Origin of the sequence: Streptomyces sp. BK79 (assembly GCF_044142145.1) — a bacterium.
GTDB lineage: Bacteria > Actinomycetota > Actinomycetes > Streptomycetales > Streptomycetaceae > Streptomyces.
Genome location: NZ_JBHVOC010000039.1, coordinates 31,744 through 53,890 on the forward strand (window position 1 = coordinate 31,744; position 22,147 = coordinate 53,890).

The 22,147-nt window shown below is 72.9% G+C and carries 4 protein-coding genes; all 4 read right to left on the reverse strand.

Going from position 1 to position 22,147, the window contains the following annotated elements:
* Positions 1–74: 74 nt before the first annotated feature.
* The 4 genes from ACFIF2_RS34045 to ACFIF2_RS34060 are packed head-to-tail and all read right to left on the reverse strand — an operon-like array spanning position 75 to position 21,867.
* Positions 75–3,938 carry an amino acid adenylation domain-containing protein gene (locus tag ACFIF2_RS34045; protein ID WP_395577152.1) on the reverse strand — a complete coding sequence of 1,288 codons (3,864 nt, stop codon included), beginning with the start codon at positions 3,936–3,938 and terminating at the stop codon, positions 75–77.
* Positions 3,935–12,832, reverse strand: coding sequence for an amino acid adenylation domain-containing protein (locus ACFIF2_RS34050; RefSeq protein WP_395577153.1), 8,898 nt, complete (start codon positions 12,830–12,832; stop codon positions 3,935–3,937). The genes ACFIF2_RS34045 and ACFIF2_RS34050 overlap by 4 nt, the downstream gene beginning before the upstream one ends.
* A gap of 11 nt (positions 12,833–12,843) precedes the next feature.
* Positions 12,844–20,619: an amino acid adenylation domain-containing protein gene (locus ACFIF2_RS34055; RefSeq protein ID WP_395577154.1), complete on the reverse strand. Its 7,776-nt coding sequence runs from the start codon at positions 20,617–20,619 to the stop codon at positions 12,844–12,846.
* 60 nt (positions 20,620–20,679) lie between these two features.
* The gene (locus ACFIF2_RS34060; RefSeq protein ID WP_395577155.1) at positions 20,680–21,867 is read right to left on the reverse strand and encodes an NAD(P)/FAD-dependent oxidoreductase; all 1,188 of its coding nucleotides are present in this window, start codon (positions 21,865–21,867) and stop codon (positions 20,680–20,682) included.
* Positions 21,868–22,147 lie beyond the last annotated feature (280 nt).

Here is a 22,147-nt window from a genome sequence, read left to right on the forward strand (position 1 = left end):
ACCCCAATCATGCGTTCGATGGTTCGTCGAACCGGCTCCGGGACATCATGGCGCGACGTCCCGGAGTTCCCCGGTCAATCGGCCAGCTTGCGGTTGATCACCGCGAAGATCTCGGACACGGGTCCGGGCATGTGCAGATCGCCGTGGGTGGCCTGCACGTCGTGCTCCTCGATGGAACCCTGGACGTACGGCCGCCACAGGGGTGCCCACGACCCCTCTTCCTTCAGCGCCGCGTTGAAGAACAGCACGTCGCCGCCGTAGACCGGCGAGTGGTACTTCGCCATGACGGCCTGGTTGTTGGCCAGCACCTTCGACATGGTGTCCAGGAACTGTTCCTTGTTGTCGGTCTTCACGAACTGGCCGAAGTACTCCTCCAGGTCCGCCCGGTACTCCGCCACGGCCCGGCCGGCCAGTTGCGCGAACCCTTCCTGGGCGGGCAGGGAGTCCAGGATGGCCAGGAAGGAGACCTCGTGCCCGCGCCGTTCCAGCTCGGCGGCGATGGCGTGCGCGACGGTGCCGCCGTAGGACCAGCCGATCAGGTCGAAGGGCCCTTCCGGCTGGACGCGCAGCATCTGGGTGACGTAGTCGTCGATCATCTCCTCCACCGACCCCGGCAGCACGTCCGTGCCGTCGAAGCCGCGGGACTGCAGGGCGTACGCCTGCCGGTCCGGGAGGTGCAGTACGAAGCTGAAGTAGCCCCAGCCCACGCCGCCGCCGCCGTGGAAGAACCACACCGGCGGCTTGTCCGTCTCCGGGACGCTGTTCAGCGCCATCACGACCGCGAACGGGTCGGTGTGCTCGTCGTGAGCGCCGCCGGTGAGGAGCACCACGGCCAGTTCGGCCACCGTGGGGTACTTGATGATCGTGGTGAGGGGCAGCGAGACGTCGAACTGCTTGCGGATGCGGGAGCTGAGCCGGGTGGCCATGAGCGAGTGCCCGCCGAGCGCGAAGAAGTCGTCGTCGATGCCGATCTTCTCCACGCCGAGCAGCTCGGCGAAGAGGGAGCACAGCTTCTCTTCCTGCGCGTTGCGCGGTTCCCGGCCGGCCGCGGTGGTCGCGTGCTCCGCCGGCAGGGCCCGCCGGTCGAGCTTGCCGCTCGGGGTCAGCGGGATCCGCGAGAGCGGGACCAGCGTGCCGGGCACCATGTACTCCGGCAGCCCGGCCCGCAGGTGCTCGGTGACCCGGGCGAGCAGCGGGCCGGCCGCCTCGGCGTCGTAAACCTGGCACCCCTCCTGCCCCGCCTGGACCCCGCCGTCGCCCGGCACGGCGCCGGGCCGGGGCACCACGTAGCCGACGAGGCGCTTGTCGCCCTGCTGGTTCTCGCGGACGACGACGACCGCGTTGTCGACGTCCGGGTGGGCGATGAGGGCCTGTTCGATCTCGCCGAGTTCGATGCGGAAGCCGCGGACCTTGACCTGGAAGTCGGTGCGGCCGATGTACTCGACCTGGCCGTCCCCGGTCCAGCGCACCAGGTCACCGGTGCGGTACATGCGGGTGCCGGGCTCACCGAAGGGGCAGGCCACGAACCGGCCCGCGGTCAGCCCCGTCTGCCCGAGGTAGCCCCGGGCCAGACCGGTGCCGGCGAGGTACAGCTCACCGGCCACTCCCGGTGCGACCGGACACAGCGCCGCGTCCAGCACGTACACCTGCGTGTTCCAGATCGGCGCGCCGATCGGCACCCGGTCCGCGCCCGGCACGTGCTGCCAGGCCGTGACCTCCACCGACGCCTCGGTCGGCCCGTAGAGGTTGTGCACCCCGCAGTTCGGCAGCACCTCGGCGGCCTTGTTCGCCAGCTCCGCCGGGAACGCCTCGCCCGCCACCTCGATCCAGCGCAGGCTCTCGCACTCCTTGGCCCCCGGCTCGGCGACGAACGCCTCCAGCAGCGAGGGCACGAAGTCCGCCCCGGTCACTCCTTCTCGCCGGATCAGCTCGGCGAGGTAGGAGGGGTCCCGGCGGCCGTCGGGGCGGGCGATCACGATCGCCGCGCCGACCTGGAGCGGCGCGAACAGCTCCGGCACCGACACGTCGAAGCTCGCCGTCGTGCTCAGCAGCACCCGGTCCTCGGCGCCGACGTCGAAGTGCGACAGCCCCCACGCCAGCCGGTTCATGATCGACCGGTGCGCCACCTGCACACCCTTCGGCCCGCCCGTGGAGCCCGAGGTGAAGATGACGTACGCCGCGTGGTCCGGCGAGAGCCCGCGCTCCGGGTTCGCGTCCGAGTACGCGGAGACCTCCGGCAGCTCGTCGTCGAGGACGAGCAGCGGCCGGGCGCTGTCCAGCACGTGCCGCACCCGGTCCTCGGGCAGCTCCGGGTCGATCGGCACGTACGCGGCACCGGACTTCACCACCGCGTACAGCGCCACCAGGAGGTCGACCGAGCGCGGGATCTTCACCGCGACCAGCCGCTCCGGACCCGCGCCCTGCTCCACCAGCCAGTGCGCCAGCCGGTTCGCCCGCCGGTTGAACTCCCCGTACGTCAGCGACTCGCCCTCGCCGACCAGCGCCACCCGCTCCGGATCCCGCGCCACCTGCGCCTCGAAAGCGCCCGGCAGCGTACCCGGCGCCACCTCGCGCGCCGTGTCGTTGACCTGGCGCACCAGCCGGTCCCGCTCCTCCTCGCTGAGCACCTCCACGGCGCCCACCGGCGCCGTCGGGTCCGCCAGCACCTGCTCCAGGACCCGGACGAACCGCGCGGCGATCACCTCGGCCGTGCCGCGGTCGAACAGGTGGGTCGCGTACTGGAGGTCGCCGCGCAGCGAGCCCTCGGCATCCTCGGCCAGGAAGAAGAACAGGTCGGACATGGCGGTCGACGTGATGGCCTGCTCGAACTCCACCTTGAGTCCCGGGAGTTCGAGGTCCCGGCTCGCGAAGTTCTGCCAGGCGAACATCACCTGGAACAGCGGCTGGTAGGCGGCCGAGCGGTCGGGGTTGATCGCCTCGACGACCAGGTCGAACGGCACGTCCTGGTGCTCGTAGGCCGTCAGCGCCTTGTTCCGCACCTGGGTGAGCAGGTCGGCGAAGGTCGGGTCGCCGGAGAGGTCCACGCGCAGCACCTGGGTGTTGACGAAGCATCCGACCAGGTCGGCCAGTGCTTCGTCGGTCCGCCCGGCGATCGGCGAACCGATCGTGACGTCGTTCCCGCCGCCGAGCTTCTGCAGCAGCACCCCCACGGCGGCCTGGAGGAGCATGGACATGGTCGTCCCGCGCTCCTGGGCCAGCTTCTGCAGCCCGGCCGCCACCTTCGGGTCCACGGTGAGGGGGACCGTGTCGCCGCGCGAGCCGGCCTCCGCGGACCGCGGGCGGTCCAGCGGCAGGTTGAGCGGCTGCGGCACCCCGGCCAGTTCGCCCCGCCAGTACTCGATCTGCGCCGCGGCCGCACTGTCCGGGTCGGCCGCGTCGCCGAGCACCTCGCGCTGCCACAGCGCGTACTCCTTGTACTGCACGGGCAGCGGCTCCCACGCCGGCTCCCGGCCCTGGAGGCGGGCGGTGTAGGCCTCGGCCAGGTCCCGGGCCAGCGGCGCGCCGGAGCTGCCGTCCGAGGCGATGTGGTGGATGACCAGGACCAGGACGTGCTCCTCGGGGGAGCAACGCAGCAGGCTCGCCCGGAAGGGCAGCTCGGCCGTCAGGTCGAAGCGGTGGGAGACGGCCTCGTCGATCGCGGCGGCCACGCTCTGCGGTGTCACCTCGACCACCGGCAGCCGCGGCGACGCCTCCTCGATCGGCAGGATCCGCGAGGAGGGCTCGCCCTCGTCGTCCGTCACATAGGTAGTGCGCAGGATCTCGTGCCGGCCGACCACGTCGCCGATCGCCGCGACGAGGGCCGCCCGGTCCAGGGGCCCGGTCAGCCGGAACGCCGCCGATATGTTGTAGGTCTCCGCTCCCTGCTCCAGTTGGTGCAGAAGCCACATACGGCGTTGCGCGAAGGACAGCGGAATCATTGCTTCACTCCTTTGGCGAACATCTGGCGCAGGCTGGGGCGACGGGGAGCAGCCGATTCCTCCGACCACGCGGCGAGCGCGGCCACTGTCGGCAGGTCGAAGATCTTGCGGATGGGTATCTCTACGCCCAACTCGGCGCGGGCCCGGCTGATCAGCCGGGTGGCCAGGAGCGAGTGCCCGCCGAAGGCGAAGAAGTCGTCGTCGATGCCGACCGTCCCCAGGCCGAGCACCTCCGCGAACAGCGCGCAGAAGGTCTCCTCGCGCGGGGTGCGCGGGGCGCGGCCGGTCGACACCTGGGCGTGGTCCGGGGCCGGCAGCGCCCGCCGGTTCAGCTTGCCGTTGGGCGTCAGCGGGATCTCCGACAGCGGCACCACCGTGGACGGCACCATGTACTCGGGAAGCCGCCCCCGCAGGTGCTGGGGGAGGTCGGCGAGCAGGGGACCGATCACCCGGGCGAGGCCGGGGTGGTTGTACCGGGTCCGTCCGGCGACGCCGCTGGACACGAACGCACCGTGCACCGTCGGCTGTCCGGCGGCCCCTGCGGGCAGCAGGACGGCGTCGAAGCAGCGTACGTCCGCGCCCGACGGGGTGAGGACCGCGTGCCGGCCCTGCTGCCGCGCCCACGCGGTGAACTCCTGCGGGTCGAGCGCCCTGCCGGAGGCGGCGGCCGTGGTCACGACACCGGCGGCGGCCGCGGCGGCGGTCTCGGCGTCCAGCCGCGCGTTCGGTATCCCGCTCACCCGCACCGGGCGGTCGCCCGCCTTGTCGACGTGGCGGCGCAGTTCGTCGAGGCCGGGCACCTGGCGGCCCCACTCGGTGGCGGGCACGCCCGCCAGGTCGAGCACGTCGGCCGGTTCCTTGTGCAGGACGACCTCGTACCGGTGCCGGGTCAGCTCGTTGTGCGCCTGTCCCGGCTTCACCCGGATGTCCACGCCGTCGGCGTGCTCGCGCGCCCACTCGGCGAACCACTCGGGGGCGACCACCAGTTCCCGCTCGGCGAGCAGTGCCTTCTCCACCAGTGTCCGCAGCTCCTCGTGCGAGGCGTGCGGATGCGCGGCGCGCTGCACCGCGGTCAGCAGGACCCGCAGCGTCGTGGCGTTGCGGACGTCACCGACGACGATCCGGCCGCCGGGCGCGACCAGTTCCATCGCCTGGCGCAGCACCCGGTCCAGGTACTCCACGCTCGGGAAGTACTGCGCGACCGAGTTGAGCACCACGGTGTCGAACGCGGCGCGGGGCAGTCCGTCGATGTCGTCGGCGGGCTGGGCGCTCAGGCGGACCCGGTCGCCGTACCCGTCCTGTTCGGCCTGGGCCCGTACGCGGTCCACGACCGGGGCGGACAGGTCGGTGCCCCAGTACTCCTCGACCTGGTCGACGATCTTCGCCAGCAGCAGGCCGGAGCCCACACCGATCTCCAGCACCCGGCGTGGCGAGAACGCCAGCACCTGGGCCACGGCGGTGTCCCGCCACTCCAGCATCTGCTCGCGCGGGATCGGCTCACCGTCGTACGTGGACTTCCACAGCTGGAAGTCCTCGCCCAGCGCCTCGTCCTCGGAGGCCGTGTAGCTGTCGTCGTAGACCTCGCGCCACTCGTCCACCTGGTCGGCGGAGTCGGCCACCGCGGCGTGCAGGGCCGGCACCACGTAGCCCACCAGGCGCTTGTCGTCCTCGCGGCCCTCGTGCACCACGACCGCGGCCTGCGCCACGCCGGGGTGGGTGGTCAGTACGTGCTCGATCTCGCCGAGTTCGATGCGGAAGCCGCGGATCTTGACCTGGAAGTCGGTCCGTCCGACGTACTCCAGGCGTCCGTCGGCGCCCCACCGCACCAGGTCCCCGGTGCGGTACATCCGCGTGCCGGGCGCGCCGAAGGGGCAGGCCACGAACCGTCCGGTGGTCAGGTCCGGCCGGCCCTGATACCCGCGGGCCAGGCCGTCGCCGGCGATGTACAGCTCGCCGTTCACGCCGCGCGGGACCGGGCGCAGCCGCGCGTCGAGGACGTACACCTGGGTGTTGCCGATCGGTTCGCCGATCGACGGGACACCGGAGCCCGGTTCGACGGGGGCCGTCGTCGACCAGATCGTCGTCTCGGTGGGGCCGTACATGTTGGACACCTCGGCGGCCTGCCCGGCCAAGGCGTCGGCCAGGGGCGCGGGCAGGGCTTCGCCGCCGACGAGTATCCGCAGGCCCCGCGCGCCGTCCGGGTCGTCCGTGAGCAGCATCTGCCAGAAGGCGGGGGTGGCCTGGACGACGGTGACGTCGTGGCGGCGCATCGCGGCCACCGCGGCCGACGGCTGGGAGACGGTCTCCTTGCCCGCGAGCACCACCGCCGCTCCGGAGATCAGCGGGAGGTACAGCTCGAGTCCGGCGATGTCGAACGACACGGTCGTCACGGCGAACAGCCGGTCGCTCGGCGTCAGCGGGAACCGCCGCCCCATCGTGGCCAGGAAGTTCGCCAGCGCGCCGCGCGGGACCGCGACTCCCTTCGGGGTTCCGGTCGACCCCGACGTGTAGATCACGTACGCGGTGTTGTCGGGTGAGGCGGCCACGGCCGGGGGTGTGTCCGGGTACGCGGACCGGTCCTCGGCCAGCGCGTCGGCGTCGAGCACGAGCGCCGGGGCCGAGTCCTTCAGGATGTGGTCGATCCGGGAGCTGGGGTGGTCCGGGTCGATCGGGATGTAGGCCGCGCCGGCCTTCAGCACCGCCAGCAGGGCCACCACGAGGTCCGTGGTCCGGGGCAGGCGGACGGCGACCAGGGACTCCGGCCGCACACCGCGGTCGATCAGCCGGTGCGCCAGCCGGTTGGCCCGCGCGTCCAGCTCCCGGTAGGTCAGCGACCGCTCCTCGCCGATGACGGCGAGGGCCTGCGGTGTCTTCCGCGCCTGCCGCTCCACGGCCGCCACCAGGCCCTCTTCCAGGGTCGGTTCGGTGGTGTCGTTGGCCGTGTGCAGCAGCCACCGCCGCTCGTCCTCGCCGAGCACGTCGAGGTCCCCGACGCGGACGTCCGGGTCGGCGACGACCTGGCCGAGGACGCGCACGAACCGGTCGACGATCTCGGCGGCCGTGTCCTGGTCCAGCTTGTCCCGGTGGTACTGCAGGGCCATCTGCAGGTGCGGTTCGGACGCGGCGGTCAGGGTGATCGGGTAGTGCGAGCCGGCGAACGGCTGGAGCCCGGTGATGGCCACCCCGGCCGTGGTGTTGGCCTCGTCGAGGGCGTCCCGGTCGACCGGGAACGACTCGAACAGCACCAGGGTGTCGAACAGTGTGCTCAGCCCGGTGGCCTGCTGGATCTCGGCGAGGCTGTGGTGGTGGTGGTCCAGCAGCGCGCCCTGCCGGTTCTGCAGCTCGGTGAGCAGCGCGGCGAAGGTGTCGCGGCGTTCGCAGCGCACCCGGACGGGGATGGTGTTGATGAACATCCCGACCATGTCGCCGGCGTCCAGGAAGGCGGCCGGGCGGCCGGCCACGGTGGCGCCGAAGACGATGTCGGACCGGCCGGTGAGGTTGGCGAGCAGGACGGCCCAGGCGCCCTGCACGAGCGTGTTGACGGTGACGCCGAGCTGCGCGGCGCGCCGGGACAGGCCGGGCATGTCCTCGAACGTCACGTCGAGGTCCCCGACCCCGGCGGGCCCGTGTCCCGCACTCGCGCGCGGCACGAGCAGCGTGGGTTCGTCGACCCCGTCCAGCTCGGCCGCCCACACCCGTGCGGACTCCTCCCTGTCCTGCCTGACGAGCCAGGCCAGGAACTCGCCGAAGCTGCGGATGCCGGGCAGCCCGGCCGGGTCGCCGTCGGACGCGTAGAGCAGCATCAGGTCCCGCATCAGCAGCGGCGTGGACCAGCCGTCGTACAGCACGTGGTGGCCGGTGAGCACGAGTTCGGACCGGCCGGGTCCCAGGTCGACCAGCGCCAGCCGGATCAGCGGCGGGGTGCTCAGGTCGAAATGCGCGGCCCGGTCCTCGACGAGGAACCTCTCGAACGCCTCGGTGCGCTCCGCGTCGTCGGCCGCGCTCAGGTCCAGGTGGCGCCAGGGCAGGGTCACGTTCCGCGGCACGACCTGCACCACGTCGCCGTCGGCGCGGTCGACGAACGCCGCGCGGAGGTTGTCGTAGCGCTCCAGCAGTGCCTGTCCGGCCCGGCGCATCCGCTCCGGGTCGACGTCGCCGGACAGGTGGAACACGAGCTGCATGTGGTAGACGTCGAACGCCTCGTCGGCGGTCAGCATCGAGTGGAACAGCAGCCCGGACTGCACGGGGGTCACCGGCCACACCTCGGCCAGCTCGCCGAGGCGGGCCTCCCAGGTGTCGATCTCCCCCTGGTCCACCTTCACCAGCGGCGCGTCGCTCGGGGTGAGCCCGCCGGCGGCGTCGGTCACGGCGTGCCGGGCGAGGGCGGTCAGCGCCTCGACCCACAGCCCGGCCAGCTCGGTCACCTCGTCGCGGGTGAGCACACCGGTCGGGAAGCCGAAGTAGGCGGTCAGCTCCTCGCCGTCGCCGGTGCTGGTGGCCACCGCGTTGATCTCCAGCGCGGACAGCACCGGCATGTCCGCGTCCGGTGCGGCGATCAGGTCGCGGTGCGTGGTGTCGGGGGCCCAGCCCAGGTGCCGCAGTTCCTCGGGGATGTCCGCGCCGGAGGCCCGGCCGAGGTAGTTGAACCCGATCTGGGGCTCGGGCAGTCCGGCCAGGGCGGTGGCGGTGGCGGGGTTGAGGTGGCGCAGCAGGCCGTAGCCGACGCCGTTGTCGGGGACCGCCCGCAGCTGCTCCTTGACGGCCTTGACCGCCTTCCCCGCGCCCTCGCCGCCGGTGAAGGCGTCGGCCACGTCGACGCCGGACAGGTCGAGCCGGACCGGGTACATCGCGGTGAACCAGCCGACCGTGTCCGACAGGTCGGCGCCGGGGATCAGGTGGTCCTCCCGGCCGTGTCCCTCCAGCCGGACCAGCGTCGAGGAGGCGGCGGGCACGCCGCGGCCGTGGCGCCAGCGGGCCAGCGCCAGCGCGAGCCCGGCGAGCAGCCCGTCGTCGACACCGCCGCGGAACACCGCGGGCACCGTGTTCAGCAAGGTCTCCGTGACGTCCGCGGGCACCTGGACGCGCACGGTGTCCACGGTGGCCGTCACATCGCGGGCCGGGTCCACCTTCCGTGCCCCCAGGGCCGCTTCGCCGGTGCCGAGGATCTCCTGCCACAGGGGCAGTTCCGCCACCCGCGTCGGGGAGGCCGCCTCGTCGGCCAGCGCGTGCACCCACCGGCGCAGCGAGGTGCCCACCTCGGTCCGGGCCGGGGCGCCCTCGCCCCGGATCCGCTGCCAGGCGGCGGCGAGGTCCGGGACCAGGATCCGCCACGACACCCCGTCGACGACCAGGTGGTGCAGCACGACCAGCAGCCGGTCCGGGTCCGTGCCGGAGGTCAGCCACACGAACTGCGCCATGACGCCCGCGTCCGGGTCGAGCCGGTCCGCGGCGGCGTCCAGTTCGGCCTGCACGTCGGCGTCGCCGTAGGGGACTTCCCGCAGCAGCGTGCCGGCGTCGACGCCGCCGGGCGCCTCGACCGACAGGCCGGGCAGCTCCCTGTCCAGCCGGGAACGCAGCACGTCGTGCCGGTCGAGGACGGCCTGAAGGGTCGCGACGAGCCCGTCGCGGTCGATGTCCTGGGGCAGGGTCAGCAGCGCGGACATGCAGAACCGGCCGATGCCGCCGCCCAGCTCGAGGACGTGTGCCGCCGTCGGCGGCAGCGGCATCCGGCCCACGCCGCCGCCCGGCAGCTCGGCCAGGACGACGCGCTCCTCGCCCTCCCGGCCCTCGACCAGTTCGGCGAGGCGGGCGACCGTGCGGTGCTCGAAGATCTCCCGCGTGGTGACCGCCACGCCGCGTGTCTTGGCCCGCGCGACGACCTGGATGGAGCGGATGCTGTCTCCGCCGCTGGTGAAGAAGTCGTCGTCGACACCCACCTGTTCGGCGCCGAGGACGTCGGCGTACACCTCGGCCAGGAGCCGCTCCGTCTCGGTGCGCGGCGCCCGGTACTCGGTGCCGGCGAACTCCGGTGCGGGCAGCGCGGCCCGGTCCACCTTGCCGTTGGCGGTCAGCGGCAGCCGGTCGAGCACCATGATCGTGGTGGGCACCATGTAGTCCGGCAGCGTCTCGGCCGTGAACCGTCGCAGGTCCGCCGCCGAGACCGTGGTGTCCGACGCGGCCGCGCCATCCGCCGGGGCGACGTAGCCGACCAGGCGCGGGCTGCCGGTGTGGTCCTCGCGGACCGTGACGGCGGCCTGGCCGATCGCGGGGTGCCGGGCGAGGACCGTCTCGATCTCGGTCGGCTCGACCCGGATGCCGTTCACCTTCACCTGGGTGTCGGCGCGTCCGGCGTACCTCAGCCGGCCGTCGGCGTCCCACTGGGCCAGGTCTCCGGTGCGGTACATGCGGGCGCCGGCGGGGCCGAAGGGGCAGGCGACGAACCGTTCCGCGGTCGCCGGGCCGTTGCCGTGGTAGCCGCGGGCGACCGGCCCGCCGACGTACAGTTCGCCGATCACGCCGGGCGCGACGGGCGTCAGTTCCGGCCCCAGGACGTAGGCGCGCATGTTGGCCAGGGGCTGTCCGACCGGTACCGCGCCGGTCGAGGCCCACTGCCCCTCGAGCGTGTAGGTGGAGGCGTAGAAGCTCTCGGTCTGTCCGTAGGCGTTGACGACGCGGACGTCGGGCAGGGCGCCCTGGATCTTGCGGACCAGGTCGCCCGGGAGTGCCTCGCCGGCGAGGACGACGGTGTCGACGTCGAGCGCGGGACGGTCCGGGGCGTCCTCGGCGAGCTGGTCGAGCAGCGCGGAGAACACCGTGGGGACGGCGCTGACGGTGGTGCCCGACCAGCCGCCGCGTTCGGCGAGTTCGAGCGCGTCGCGGACGATCTCGACGCTCGCCCCGGTGGTGAGCGCGGTGAAGATCTCGAACACGGAGACGTCGAAGTTCACGGAGGTCGCGGCGAGCATCCGGGAGCCCGCCTCGACGCCCACCGTCCGGCGCAGGTCGCTGACGCCGTTGACGACGGCGGCGTGCGTGACGGCGACGCCCTTGGGGGTGCCGGTGGATCCGGACGTGAACATCACGTAGGCCAGGTGGTCCGGCCCGATCGGGACGGCCGGGGCGTCGGGGGCGGGGCCGTCGAGGTCCTGGTCGTCGAGGTGGAGCACCGGCGCGCGGCATCCGGCCACGGTCTCGGCCGCCTCGCGGTCGGTGAGCACCAGCGCGGGGTCGGCCGTGCTGAGCAGGAGGCCGACGCGGGCGGCCGGGTACTGGGGGTCGATCGGCAGGTAGGCGCCGCCGGCCTTGAGCACGGCGAGGAGCGCGACCACCAGGTCCGCCGACCGGGGCAGCGCCACGGCGACCGGGACGTCGGGGCCGACCCCGTGGTCGCGCAGGACCGCGGCCAGGCGGCCCGCGCGGTGTTCCAGCTCGGCGTAGGTGAGGGTGGTGCCGCCGGAGACCACCGCCGTCGCGTCCGGTGTCCGCGCGGCCTGGGCGGCGACCAGTTCCGGCACCGTCGTCGCCCGCACCGGTGCCGTGGTGTCGTTCACCCGGGCCAGCAGGTCCCGTTCGGCGCCGGTGAGCACGTCCACGGCGCCGAGCCGCGTGGCGGGGTCGGCGACGACCTGCCGCAGCACGCGTACGTAGCGGTCGACGAGGTTCTCGGCCGTGGAGTGGTCGAACAGTTCGGTCGCGTACTCGAGCCGTCCGTACGCGCCCCCGGACGGGGCCGGGACGATGTTGAAGAACAGGTCGAACTTCGCGGTGCCGGTGCCCGCCGGCAGGGGGGTGACGCGCAGGCCCGGTATCTCGATCTGCGACCACTCGAACTGCCAGGCCAGCATCACCTGGAACAGCGGCTGGTACGCCGTGGTGCGCTCCGGGCTCAGCAGTTCCACCAGGCGTTCGAACGGGACGTCCTGGTGGTCGTAGGCGGCCAGGGCCCGCTCCCGCACCTGCTCCAGCAGGTCGCCGAAGGACGGGTTGTCCGACAGGTCGACGCGCAGCACCCAGGTGTTGGCGAAGAACCCGATCAGCTGGTCGAGCTGCTCGTCGGCACGCCCCTCGATCGGGCTGCCGATCGTCAGGTCGTTGCCCGCGCCGAGGTGGTGCAGGAGCACCGCGAGCACGGACTGGGCGAGCATCGGCGCGGTGGCACCGCGCTCGGCGGCCAGCTTGCCGACCCCGGTGAGCAGGTCCGCGTCCAGTTCGAAGTCGACGTGGCCGCCGCGGTGGCCGGCCACCGTCGGCCGCGGCCGGTCCAGCGGCAACTGCACCGGCTGCGGCACTCCGGCCAGCTCCTGCCGCCAGTAGGCGAGTTGCTCCGCGGCGACGCTCTCCGGGTCGTCCTCGTCGCCCAGCAGCTGCCGCTGCCACAGCGTGTAGTCCTTGTACTGCACCGGCAGCGGCGTCCACCGGGGCTCGTCGCCCCGCTGGCGGGCCGCGTACGCCGCCAGCAGGTCCCGCAGGAACGGCGCCATCGACGCGCCGTCCGCGGCGATGTGGTGGAACACGAACACCAGCACGTGCTCCTGCGGGGCGAGCCGGAACACCGTGGTGCGCAGGGGGAGTTCCGTGTCCAGGTCGAAGCCCTCGCGCGCGGCCTCCTGTACGGCGGCCTCCACCGCGTCGGCGGCCACGTCGACCAGCCGGAACTGGAGGACCGCCTCCTCGGGCGGCAGGATCCGCTGCTCCGGTGTGCCGTCCTCGTTCTCGGCGATCAGGGTGCGCAGGCTGTCGTGCCGGTTCGCGACGTCCGTCACCGCCGCGGCCAGGGCCGCCGTGTCCAGTGTCCCGTCCAGGCGCAGTACGAACGGAATGTTGTAGGTCGCGGACGGGCCTTCCAGCCGGTGGAGGAACCACATCCGTCGCTGGGCGAAGGACAAGGGGATCATCGACGCTTCTCCTAAACGGTCATCTGGCCCAGCTGGGGGCGCAGCCGGGGGCGGTTCGACGTGGCCAGTTCCTCGATCTGGACCGCCAGCTGGGCAGCGGTCGGATGACGGAAGACCGTCGTGACTTTCACGTCGACGTCGAGCTCGTTGCGTATGCGGCCGGTCAGCCGGGTGGCCAGCAGCGAGTGCCCGCCGTGGTCGAAGAAGTCGATGTCGATGCCGACCTCCTCCAGGCCGAGCAGTTCGGCGAACAGCCGGCAGAGGACTTCCTCGGTGTGGTTGCGCGGCCCTCGTCCGGCCGCGGCCTCGGTGTGGTCCGGTGCGGGGAGCGCCCTGCGGTCGAGCTTCCCGCTCGGTGTCATGGGCAGCTCGGCGAGCGGCACGATCGCCGACGGCACCATGTACTCCGGCAGGTTCTCCCGGGCCCGGTCGGCGAGGGCCGTCAGGTCCAGGTCGGTGTGTGCCGTGCCGTTGCCCGGCACCACGTAGGCGACCAGTCGCTGGACGTCGGCGCTGTCCTCGCGGACGACGACGACCGCGTTGTCGACGTCCGGGTGGGCGATGAGGGCCTGTTCGATCTCGCCGAGTTCGATGCGGAAGCCGCGGACCTTGACCTGGAAGTCGGTGCGGCCGATGTACTCGACCTGGCCGTCCTCGCTCCAGCGCACCAGGTCGCCGGTGCGGTACATGCGGGTGCCGGGCTCACCGAAGGGGCAGGCGACGAACCGGTTCGCGGTCAGCCCCGTCTGGCCCAGGTAGCCCCGGGCCAGACCGGTGCCGGCGAGGTACAGCTCACCGGCGACCCCGGGCGCCACCGGACGCAGCGCCGCGTCCAGGACGTACACCTGCGTGTTCCAGATCGGCGCGCCGATCGGCACCCGGTCCGCGCCCGGCACGTGCTGCCAGGCCGTGACCTCCACCGACGCCTCGGTGGGACCGTAGAGGTTGTGCACCCCGCAGCCGGGCAGCAGGTCGGCGGCCTTGTTGGCCAGCGCGGGCGGGAACGCCTCACCGGCGACCTCGATCCAGCGCAGGCTGGTGCACGCCTTCGCCGAGGGCTCGATGACGAACGCCTCCAGGAGCGAGGGCACGAAGTCGGCGCCGGTCACTCCCTCGCGCTGGATCAGTTCGGCCAGGTAGGAGGGGTCCCGGCGGCCGTCGGGGCGGGCGATCACGATCGCCGCGCCGACCTGGAGCGGCGCGAACAGCTCCGGCACCGACACGTCGAAGCTCGCCGTGGTGCTCAGCAGCACCCGGTCCTCGGCGCCGACGTCGAAGTGCGACAGCCCCCACGCCAGCCGGTTCATGATCGACCGATGGGCCACCTGCACGCCCTTGGGGCCGCCGGTGGAACCGGAGGTGTAGATGACGTACGCCGCGTTGTCCGGCGACAGCACCCGCTCCGGATTCCCGTCCGCGTAGCCGGTGACGTCAGGGAGGCTCTCGTCGAGGACGAGCAGCGGCCGCGCGCTGTCCAGCACGTGCCGCACCCGGTCCTCGGGCAGTTCGGGGTCGATCGGCAGATAGGCCGCGCCGGACTTCACCACCGCGTAGATCGCCACCAGCAGGTCGACCGAGCGCGGGATCTTCACCGCGACCAGCCGCTCCGGACCCGCGCCCTGCTCCACCAGCCAGTGCGCCAGCCGGTTCGCCCGCCGGTTGAACTCCCCGTACGTCAGCGACTCGCCCTCGCCGACCAGCGCCACCCGCTCCGGATCCCGCGCCACCTGCGCCTCGAAAGCGCCCGGCAGCGTACCCGGGACCACCTCGCGCGCCGTGTCGTTGACCTGGCGCACCAGCCGGTCCCGCTCGTCGTCCGCGAGGACGTCGACGGCGCCGACCGGCACGTCCGGGTCCTCGAGGACCTGCTCCAGCACCCGGACGAGCCGGGCGCCGATCGCCTCGGCCGTGTCGCGGTCGTAGAGGTTGCGCTGGTAGTCGAGGGAGAGCCGCAGGTAGGGGTCGGAGGAGTTGAGGGTGAGGGGGTAGTGCGAGCCGGCGAAGGGCCGGATGGCGTCGATCGTGACACCCGCCGAGGTGTTCGCCTCGACGATGCCCTCGCGGTCGATCGGGTAGTTCTCGAAGACGACGATCGTGTCGAAGAGGGCCGGCAGTCCGACCCCGCGCTGGATGTCGGCGAGGCCGTAGTAGTGGTGGTCGAGCAGGGTGATCTGCCGGTCCTGGAGGTCGGTGATGACGTCGGCCACGCTCTGGTCGGGCCGGCACAGCGCCCTGGTCGGCAGGGTGTTGATGAACAGGCCGACCATCTCCTCGGCCCCGGTCAGGTCCGCCGGGCGGCCGTTGACGGCGGCGCCGAACACCACGTCCCGCTGCCCGGTCAGCTTGGAGAGCAGGATCGCCCAGGCGCCCTGCAGCAGCGTGTTCAGCGTGACGCCTAGACCGGCGGCGCGCCGGGCGAGTTCGCGGCCCTGGTCGATCGACAGCGGCACCTCGACCCGGCCGAGGGCGGTCGCGTCCCCCTCGGAGCGGCGGCCGGCGGCCACGAGGGTGGGCTCGTCGAACCCGTCCAGCTCGGCCTGCCAGCGGGCCGCGGACGCCTCCCGGTCCTGCTGGGAGAGCCAGGCCAGGTAGTCGCCGTAGCCGCGGACCGGGGCGAGCCCGTCGGTCCCGGCGTACAGGCGGATCAGGTCCTTGATGACCAGCGGGGAGGACCAGCCGTCGAAGAGGGTGTGGTGGGCGGTGATGATGAGCTTCGAGCGCTGCGGCCCGCAGGTGAGCAGGGCCAGGCGGAACAGCGGCGGCCGGGCGGGGTCGAGGCGGTCGGCCCGGTCGTCGGCGAGGGCCTGGTCGAGCGCCGCGTCCTGCTCGGCCTCGTCGCGGCCGGTCAGGTCGAGGTGCCGCCAGGGCACGGTGACGTGCTCGGCCACGACCTGCACCGGGTCGCCGTCGGCGGCGGTGAGGAACGCGGAGCGCAGGTTCGGGTAGCGCTCCAGGAGCGCCTGTCCTGCCGCCCGCATGCGGGCCGGCTCCACATGCCCGGACAGGTGCAGCACGAACTGCATGTGGTAGACGTCGAAGGAGTCCTCGGCGAGCGCGGCCTGGAACTGGATGCCGGACTGTCCCGGGGCCTGCGGCCACACCTGCTCCAGCCGGCCGTACCGTTCCTCCCAGGTCTGGATCTCGTCCTGCCGCACCGAGACCAGCGGGGCGTCCGAGGGGGTGAGGCCGCCGGCGTCCGGGCGGGCGGCGTGCGCGGCCATGCCGTGCAGCGCCTCGACCCACAGCCGGGCCAGTTCCTCGGTCCGCTCGCGGGTCAGGACGCCGGTGGCGAACATGAGGGCGGCCTGGAGCCGGGTGCCGTCGGGGGTGTCGGTGGCGACCGAGTTGACCTCCAGCGCGGACAGCGCGGGCAGGTCCGGGTCGGGCGCCGCGATCAGCTCGGAGGACCAGGACGCCGGTCCCCAGCCCTGCGCGCGCAGGTGCTCGGGCACGTCGGACTCGGAGATCCGGCCGAGGTAGTTGAAGCCGATCTGCGGTACCGGGTAGTCGGCGAGCTGCTCGGCGGTCTCCGGGTTCAGGTGGCGCAGCAGCCCGTAGCCGAGGCCCTTGTCCGGGACCGTGCGGAGCTGTTCCTTGACCAGCTTGACCGCCCGGCCGGCCTCGGGGCCGCCGGCCAGGACGCCGGCCGGGTCCACCCCGCGCACGTCGACGCGGGCCGGGTACATGCTGGTGAACCAGCCGGCGGTGCGGGAGAGGTCGGCGCCGGGGACGACGTCCTCCTCGCGGCCGTGTCCCTCCAGGCGGACCAGGGTCGAGCGGTCCGTGCCGCGCCACCGGTTGACGGCGCAGGCGAGCGCGGCGAGCAGGACGTCGTTCGCGGTGCCCCGGTACGCCGCGGGGAGCTTGGTGAGGACCGCCTCGGTGACGTCGGCGGGCAGTTCCAGGCGCACGGTGTCGACCGTGGACCAGGTGTCCAGCGCCGGGTCGAAGGCCCGCGCGCCGAGCGGCGGGTCGGACGCCTCCAGCAGGTCGCGCCAGTACTCCAGTTCGGCCTCGCGCTTCTCGGAGAGCGCCTCGTCCTGGAGCGCCAGGGCCCAGCGCCGGGCCGAGGTGCCGACCGCGGGCAGTTCGGGTGCCTTGCCGGAGCTGACCTGCTGCCACGCCTCGGCGAGGTCCGACATGAGGATGCGCCAGGTGACGCCGTCCACCACGAGGTGGTGCAGCACCACGAGCAGCCGGCCCTCGCCCGACCCGGCGGCGAACCAGACGAAGTCCGCCATGGTCCCGGCCTCGGGGTCGAGCCGTCCGACCGCGTCGTCCAGCTCCGCCTTGGCCGCCTGAAGCGCCGCCGGCTCGTCCCACCGTCCGTCGCAGTCGACCCGGCGGATCAGGTCCGCCGCGCGTACGGCGCCCGGCTCGCGGACGACGAGGGTGGGCTCGTCGCCGCGGACCAGGCGGGCGCGCAGCAGGTCGTGCCGGTCGAGCACGGCGTCGAGCGTGGCGGCGAGGCCGTCCGCGTCGATGCCCGCGGGCAGCTCCAGCACCATCGACATAGCGAAACGATTCGTCCCGCCGCCGTGCTCGAACACGTGCCGGGCCACCGGCTGCAGCGGCATCGGGCCGACGCCGCCGCCCTCCAGTTCCGCGAGCACGGGCACCCGGCCCTGGCGGTCGGCGGCCGCCTCGGCCAGCCGGGCCGCCGTGCGGCACTCGAAGATCTCCCGCGTGGTCAGGTCCAGGCCCCGGGCGCGGGCCCGCGCCACCACCTGGATCGAGCGCAGGCTGTCGCCGCCGACGGCGAAGAAGTCGTCGTCGACGCCGACCCGCTCCACACCGAGGACGTCCGCGTAGGCGGCGGCGATGATCCGCTCGGTCTCGGTGCGCGGCTCCCGGTAGGCCTCGCCCAGGAACTCCGGCTCGGGCAGCGCCTTGCGGTCCAGCTTGCCGGTCGGGCCCAGCGGCAGCCGGCCGAGGGCCACGAACGCGGAGGGGACCATGTAGTCGGGCAGGCGGGCGGCGACGTACTTGCGCAGTTCGGCGGCCGAGGCCCCGGCCTGCACGTCCACGTCGCCGATGCCGCCGGCGCCGTCGTCGCCGACGGCCCCCTCGCCGGTGTGGACGACGTAGGCGACGAGCTGCTTGCCGCCCGAGGGCGCCTCGCGGCCGATCACCACGGCCTCGCTGATGCCGGGGTGCTGGGTGATCGCGGCCTCGACCTCGGCGGTCTCGATGCGGAAGCCGCGCACCTTCACCTGGCCGTCGCCGCGGCCGACGCACTCCAGGCGGCCCTCGGCGTTCCAGCGGGCCAGGTCGCCGGTGCGGTACATGCGCTCGCCGGCGGGGCCGAAGGGGCTGGCCACATAGCGTTCGGCGGTCAGGCCCGGCCGGTCGTGGTAGCCGCGGCCCAGGCAGGTGCCGGCGACGTACAGCTCGCCGATGACGCCCTGCGGAACCGGGGCGAGTCCCGGGCCGAGGACGTAGGCGCGCATGTTGCCGAGCGGGGTGCCGATGGGCGCGACGTCGCCCTGCGTCCACTCCTCGGACGGGTCGAGGGAGAAGGTGGTGGCGTAGAAACTCTCGCTCTGCCCGTAGGAGTTGACGATCCGCGCGCCGGGCAGGGCCTCGCGCACCTGGCGCACCAGCCGGGCCGGGAGCACGTCGCCCGCGAAGACGACGGTGCGCACGTCGGGGGTCTTGTCCAGGTGGCCGACCAGTTCGCCGAGCACAGAGGGCACACCGCTGACGACCTGGCCGTTCCAGCCGTCCCGTTCGCCGAGCGCCAGCGCGTTCGGGACCAGTTCGGCGGTGCCGCCGGTGGTGAGGGCGGTGAGCAGTTCGAAGACGGAGACGTCGAAGTTGACGGAGGTGCCGGCCAGCATCCGCCACCCGGGCGCCGGGTCGAGGACACGCGCCAGTTCCCGTACACCGTTGACGACGCCCCGGTGGGTGATCGCGGCGCCCTTCGGCTTGCCGGTGGAGCCGGAGGTGTACATCACGTACGCGAGGTTGTCCGGGCCGAGCGGCGCGCGGCGGCCCGCGTCGCCGGGCGCCCCCTGGGGCGTGTCCCACTGCGCGCGCAGGCCGACGTCGACGGTCTCGTAGTCGCCGGACGGCAGCTCGCGCGCGGTGGCCGTGTCGGTGACGGCGAACCGCGGGCGGGCCTCGGCCAGCACGGTGTGCGCCCGCCCGCCGAGGTACTGCGGGTCCATCGGCACGTAGCCGGCACCGGACTTGAGGATGCCGAGCAGGCCGGCCACCAGGTCCTCGGTGCGCGGCAGGGCGAGGACCACCAGGTCCTCCGGCCCGGCGCCGCGCCGGACGAGTTCCCAGGCGACGCCGTTGGCCCGGTCGTCGAGTTCCCGGTACGTCAGCGTCCGGCCGTCGCACTCGAGGGCCGGGGCGTCGGGCGTCCGGGCCACCTGGTACTCGAAGAGCTCCGGGACGGTCAGCTCGGGCACCGCGGCCGCAAGGTCGCCGGACCGGGTGAGCCACCGCTCCCGCTCGCTCTCGTCGAGCACGTCGACGGTGGCGACCGCGCGCTCCGGGTCGGCCACGAGCCGGCCCAGGACGCGGACGAAGCGCTGGGCGAGGGCCTCGGCGGTGTCCTCGTCGAAGAGGCTGGTGGCGTACTCCAGCCGGCACCGCGCCCCGCCCTCGTTGTCCGGGAGCAGGTCGAAGAACAGGTCGAACTTGGCCGTGCGGGTCTCCAGCCGCTCGACCTCGACGCCGAGGCCGGGCAGCTGGAGCGGCGGCACGGGCGGCTGCCAGGAGAGCATGACCTGGAAGAACGGGTTGTAGGCGGTCGACCGGTGCGGGTTGAGCCGCTCCACCAGCCGCTCGAAGGGCATGTCCTGGTTGTCGTACGCGGCCAGCGACCGCTCCCGGACCCGCTCGAGCACGTCGTGGAAGGTCGGGTTGCCGGAGAGGTCGGCGCGCAGCACCCAGGTGTTGACGAAGAAGCCGACGAGGTCGCGCAGTTCCTCGTCGGTGCGGTCGGTGATGGGCGCGCCGATGGGCAGGTCGTCGCCGCAGCCGAGGTGGTGCAGGAGCACCGCCAGCGCCGAGTGCATGACCATCGACACCGTGGCGTCCCGTTCGACGGCCAGCTTCTCCACGGAGCGGAGCAGGCCGGGGTCGATGTCGAAGCGGACCCGGTCGCCCTCGGAGCGCATCACCCGGGGGCGGGGGCGGTCGGTGGGCAGGGGCAGCGGCTGCGGCAGGTCGGCCAGCGCCTCGCGCCAGTACTCCAGCTGACGGGCCGACAGGCTCTCGGGGTCGTCCTCGTCACCGAGCACGTCCAGCTGCCACAGCGTGTAGTCCGCGTACTGCACCGGCAGTGGCTCCCACGCGGGGGCACCGCCCGCGGCGCGGGCCGCGTAGGCCGTGGTGAGGTCGCGGAACAGCGGCCCGAAGGACTCGCCGTCCACGGCGATGTGGTGGGCGACGACGACGAGGGTGTGGTCGCGCGGTCCGCAGCGCAGCAGGGCGGCGCGCACCGGCATGTCGGCGGCCAGGTCGAAGGTCTCGGTGGCGGTCCGGTCGACGGCCGCCGCCAGCTCCTCCTCGGTGACCTCGACGACCGGCAGGCCGAACGGCTTCTCCCCGGACGCCAGCACCCGCTGGTGCGGGACGCCGTCGTCGTCCTCGACGATCACCGTGCGCAGGGCCTCGTGGCGGTCGAGGACGTCGCGGAGCGCCGCCTGGAGCGCCTCCACGTCCAGGTCGCCGGTCAGGCGCAGGGAGAAGGCGCCGTTGTAGGTCGGCGAAGGTCCCTCGAACCGGTCCACGAACCACAGCCGGCGCTGCGCGAACGACAACGGGATCATTGTGTCTCCAAAATCGGCGAACCAGTCAGCGGTCGTCAGTCGTCAGTCGTCAGTCGGCGGTCAGCTCTGGTCGAGCAGGTCCAGCAGCTCGTCGTTGTAGAAGTCGTCGATGGAGATCGCGCCCGACAGCGTCGAGAAGTACCGGTCGATCTGCTCCTGGTGACCGACCAGCTTCTGCAGCATCTCGGCCCGCCCCTCGGGCTTCAGTTCGGCCACGTTGAGCGCGCCCTGGTAGTGGCTGAGGGCCTCGCCGCCCAGGTCGTTCTCGTAGCGCCGCAGCGCCGCGTTGAGCGCGGTGTCGTCGTGCAGCCCGTCCCCGATGTGGTCGGTGAGCGACTGGGCCTGCACGAAGGCCTCGGTGATGCCGCGGGCGGTGATGGAGTCCTTGTGGTTCACCGCGTCGCCGACCAGCGCCCACCCGGGCCCGAAGGCCTTGCGGAAGTAGTTCTCCTGGTGTCCGGTGCCGTAGAGCTGCTCCTCGCGCTTGCCCTCGGCCATCCGCTCCCACAGCTCGGGAGCCGTCGTGCGGAAGGCGTCGAGGTAGGCGGGCTCCACCGCCTTGCGCATCTCGGAGAACTCGTCCTGCGGGAAGTACGCCATGAGCAGCGTGAGGTCGTCGTTGGTGGGGATGACGCCGATCCACCGGCCCGGCCGCGCGTACAGCTCGAAGTCGGAGGGCACCCCGGACCAGTAGCTGTAGTAGGTGCAGGTCATCCGCGGGTGCTCGATGACGTTCGGCGCGCCGGTCTTGCGGGCCACCAGCGACCGCATGCCGTCCGCGCCGACGACGAGGCGGGCCCGGTCCGTCGCCTCGCCCCCGCCGGGCGTCGTGTACCGCACGCCGACGACCCGGTCGTCCTCGAACAGCAGGTCGTTGACCGCGCAGCCCTGCCGGAACTCGACGCCGGCCGCGACGGCTCCGTCCGCGAGGATCGGGTCGAGCACGTACCGCCTGGGCGCGTACGTGGTCCGCTGGCCGTCGATCGGCAGCGAGAAGCCGTCGATGCGGACACCGGGCGCCTCGTAGCGCTGGCGGTCGATCGGCCGGCAGCCCGCCTCGATCAGCTTGTCGAGCAGTCCCCACCGCTTGAGCAGGGCCACGCCCTGCGTGTGGAGGTAGTGGGAGGACAGCGTGTCCTGCGGGAACCGCGCTTTCTCCAGGAGCAGGACTCGATAACCCTGCCGCGCGAACAGCATGGCCGTCGGCGAACCCGCACAACGGGCACCTATGACAATCACGTCGTACATGGCGCGCCTCTCTTACCGGGTAGTTTTTTGTCCAACGCGGCAGCAGCCGGAAAAGTCATCGTGATGGTGCGCGCTATCGACGCAGCGAATGAATGAACGCTGCCGAGCACGAAAGTAATGCTAGCCGTCCGGCAGGACGGCAGAAATAGAACCCGCGACCTCTCACGCAGGTCGGCGCGTGGCGTGTGGTGTCCCGCCGGCGGGACACCCCACGGCACGCGCCCCACCTTACGGGGTCACCGGGGGCAGGGACTCGATGTACGCGGAGATCGACGCCACC

Coding starts and splice junctions, on each gene's coding strand:
- ACFIF2_RS34055 (WP_395577154.1), bottom strand. CDS start 20,619: ATGATCCCGTTGTCGTTCGCGCAGCGCCGGCTGTGGTTCGTGGACCGG.
- ACFIF2_RS34060 (WP_395577155.1), bottom strand. CDS start 21,867: ATGTACGACGTGATTGTCATAGGTGCCCGTTGTGCGGGTTCGCCGACG.
- ACFIF2_RS34050 (WP_395577153.1), bottom strand. CDS start 12,832: ATGATCCCCTTGTCCTTCGCCCAGCGACGGATGTGGTTCCTCCACCGG.
- ACFIF2_RS34045 (WP_395577152.1), bottom strand. CDS start 3,938: ATGATTCCGCTGTCCTTCGCGCAACGCCGTATGTGGCTTCTGCACCAA.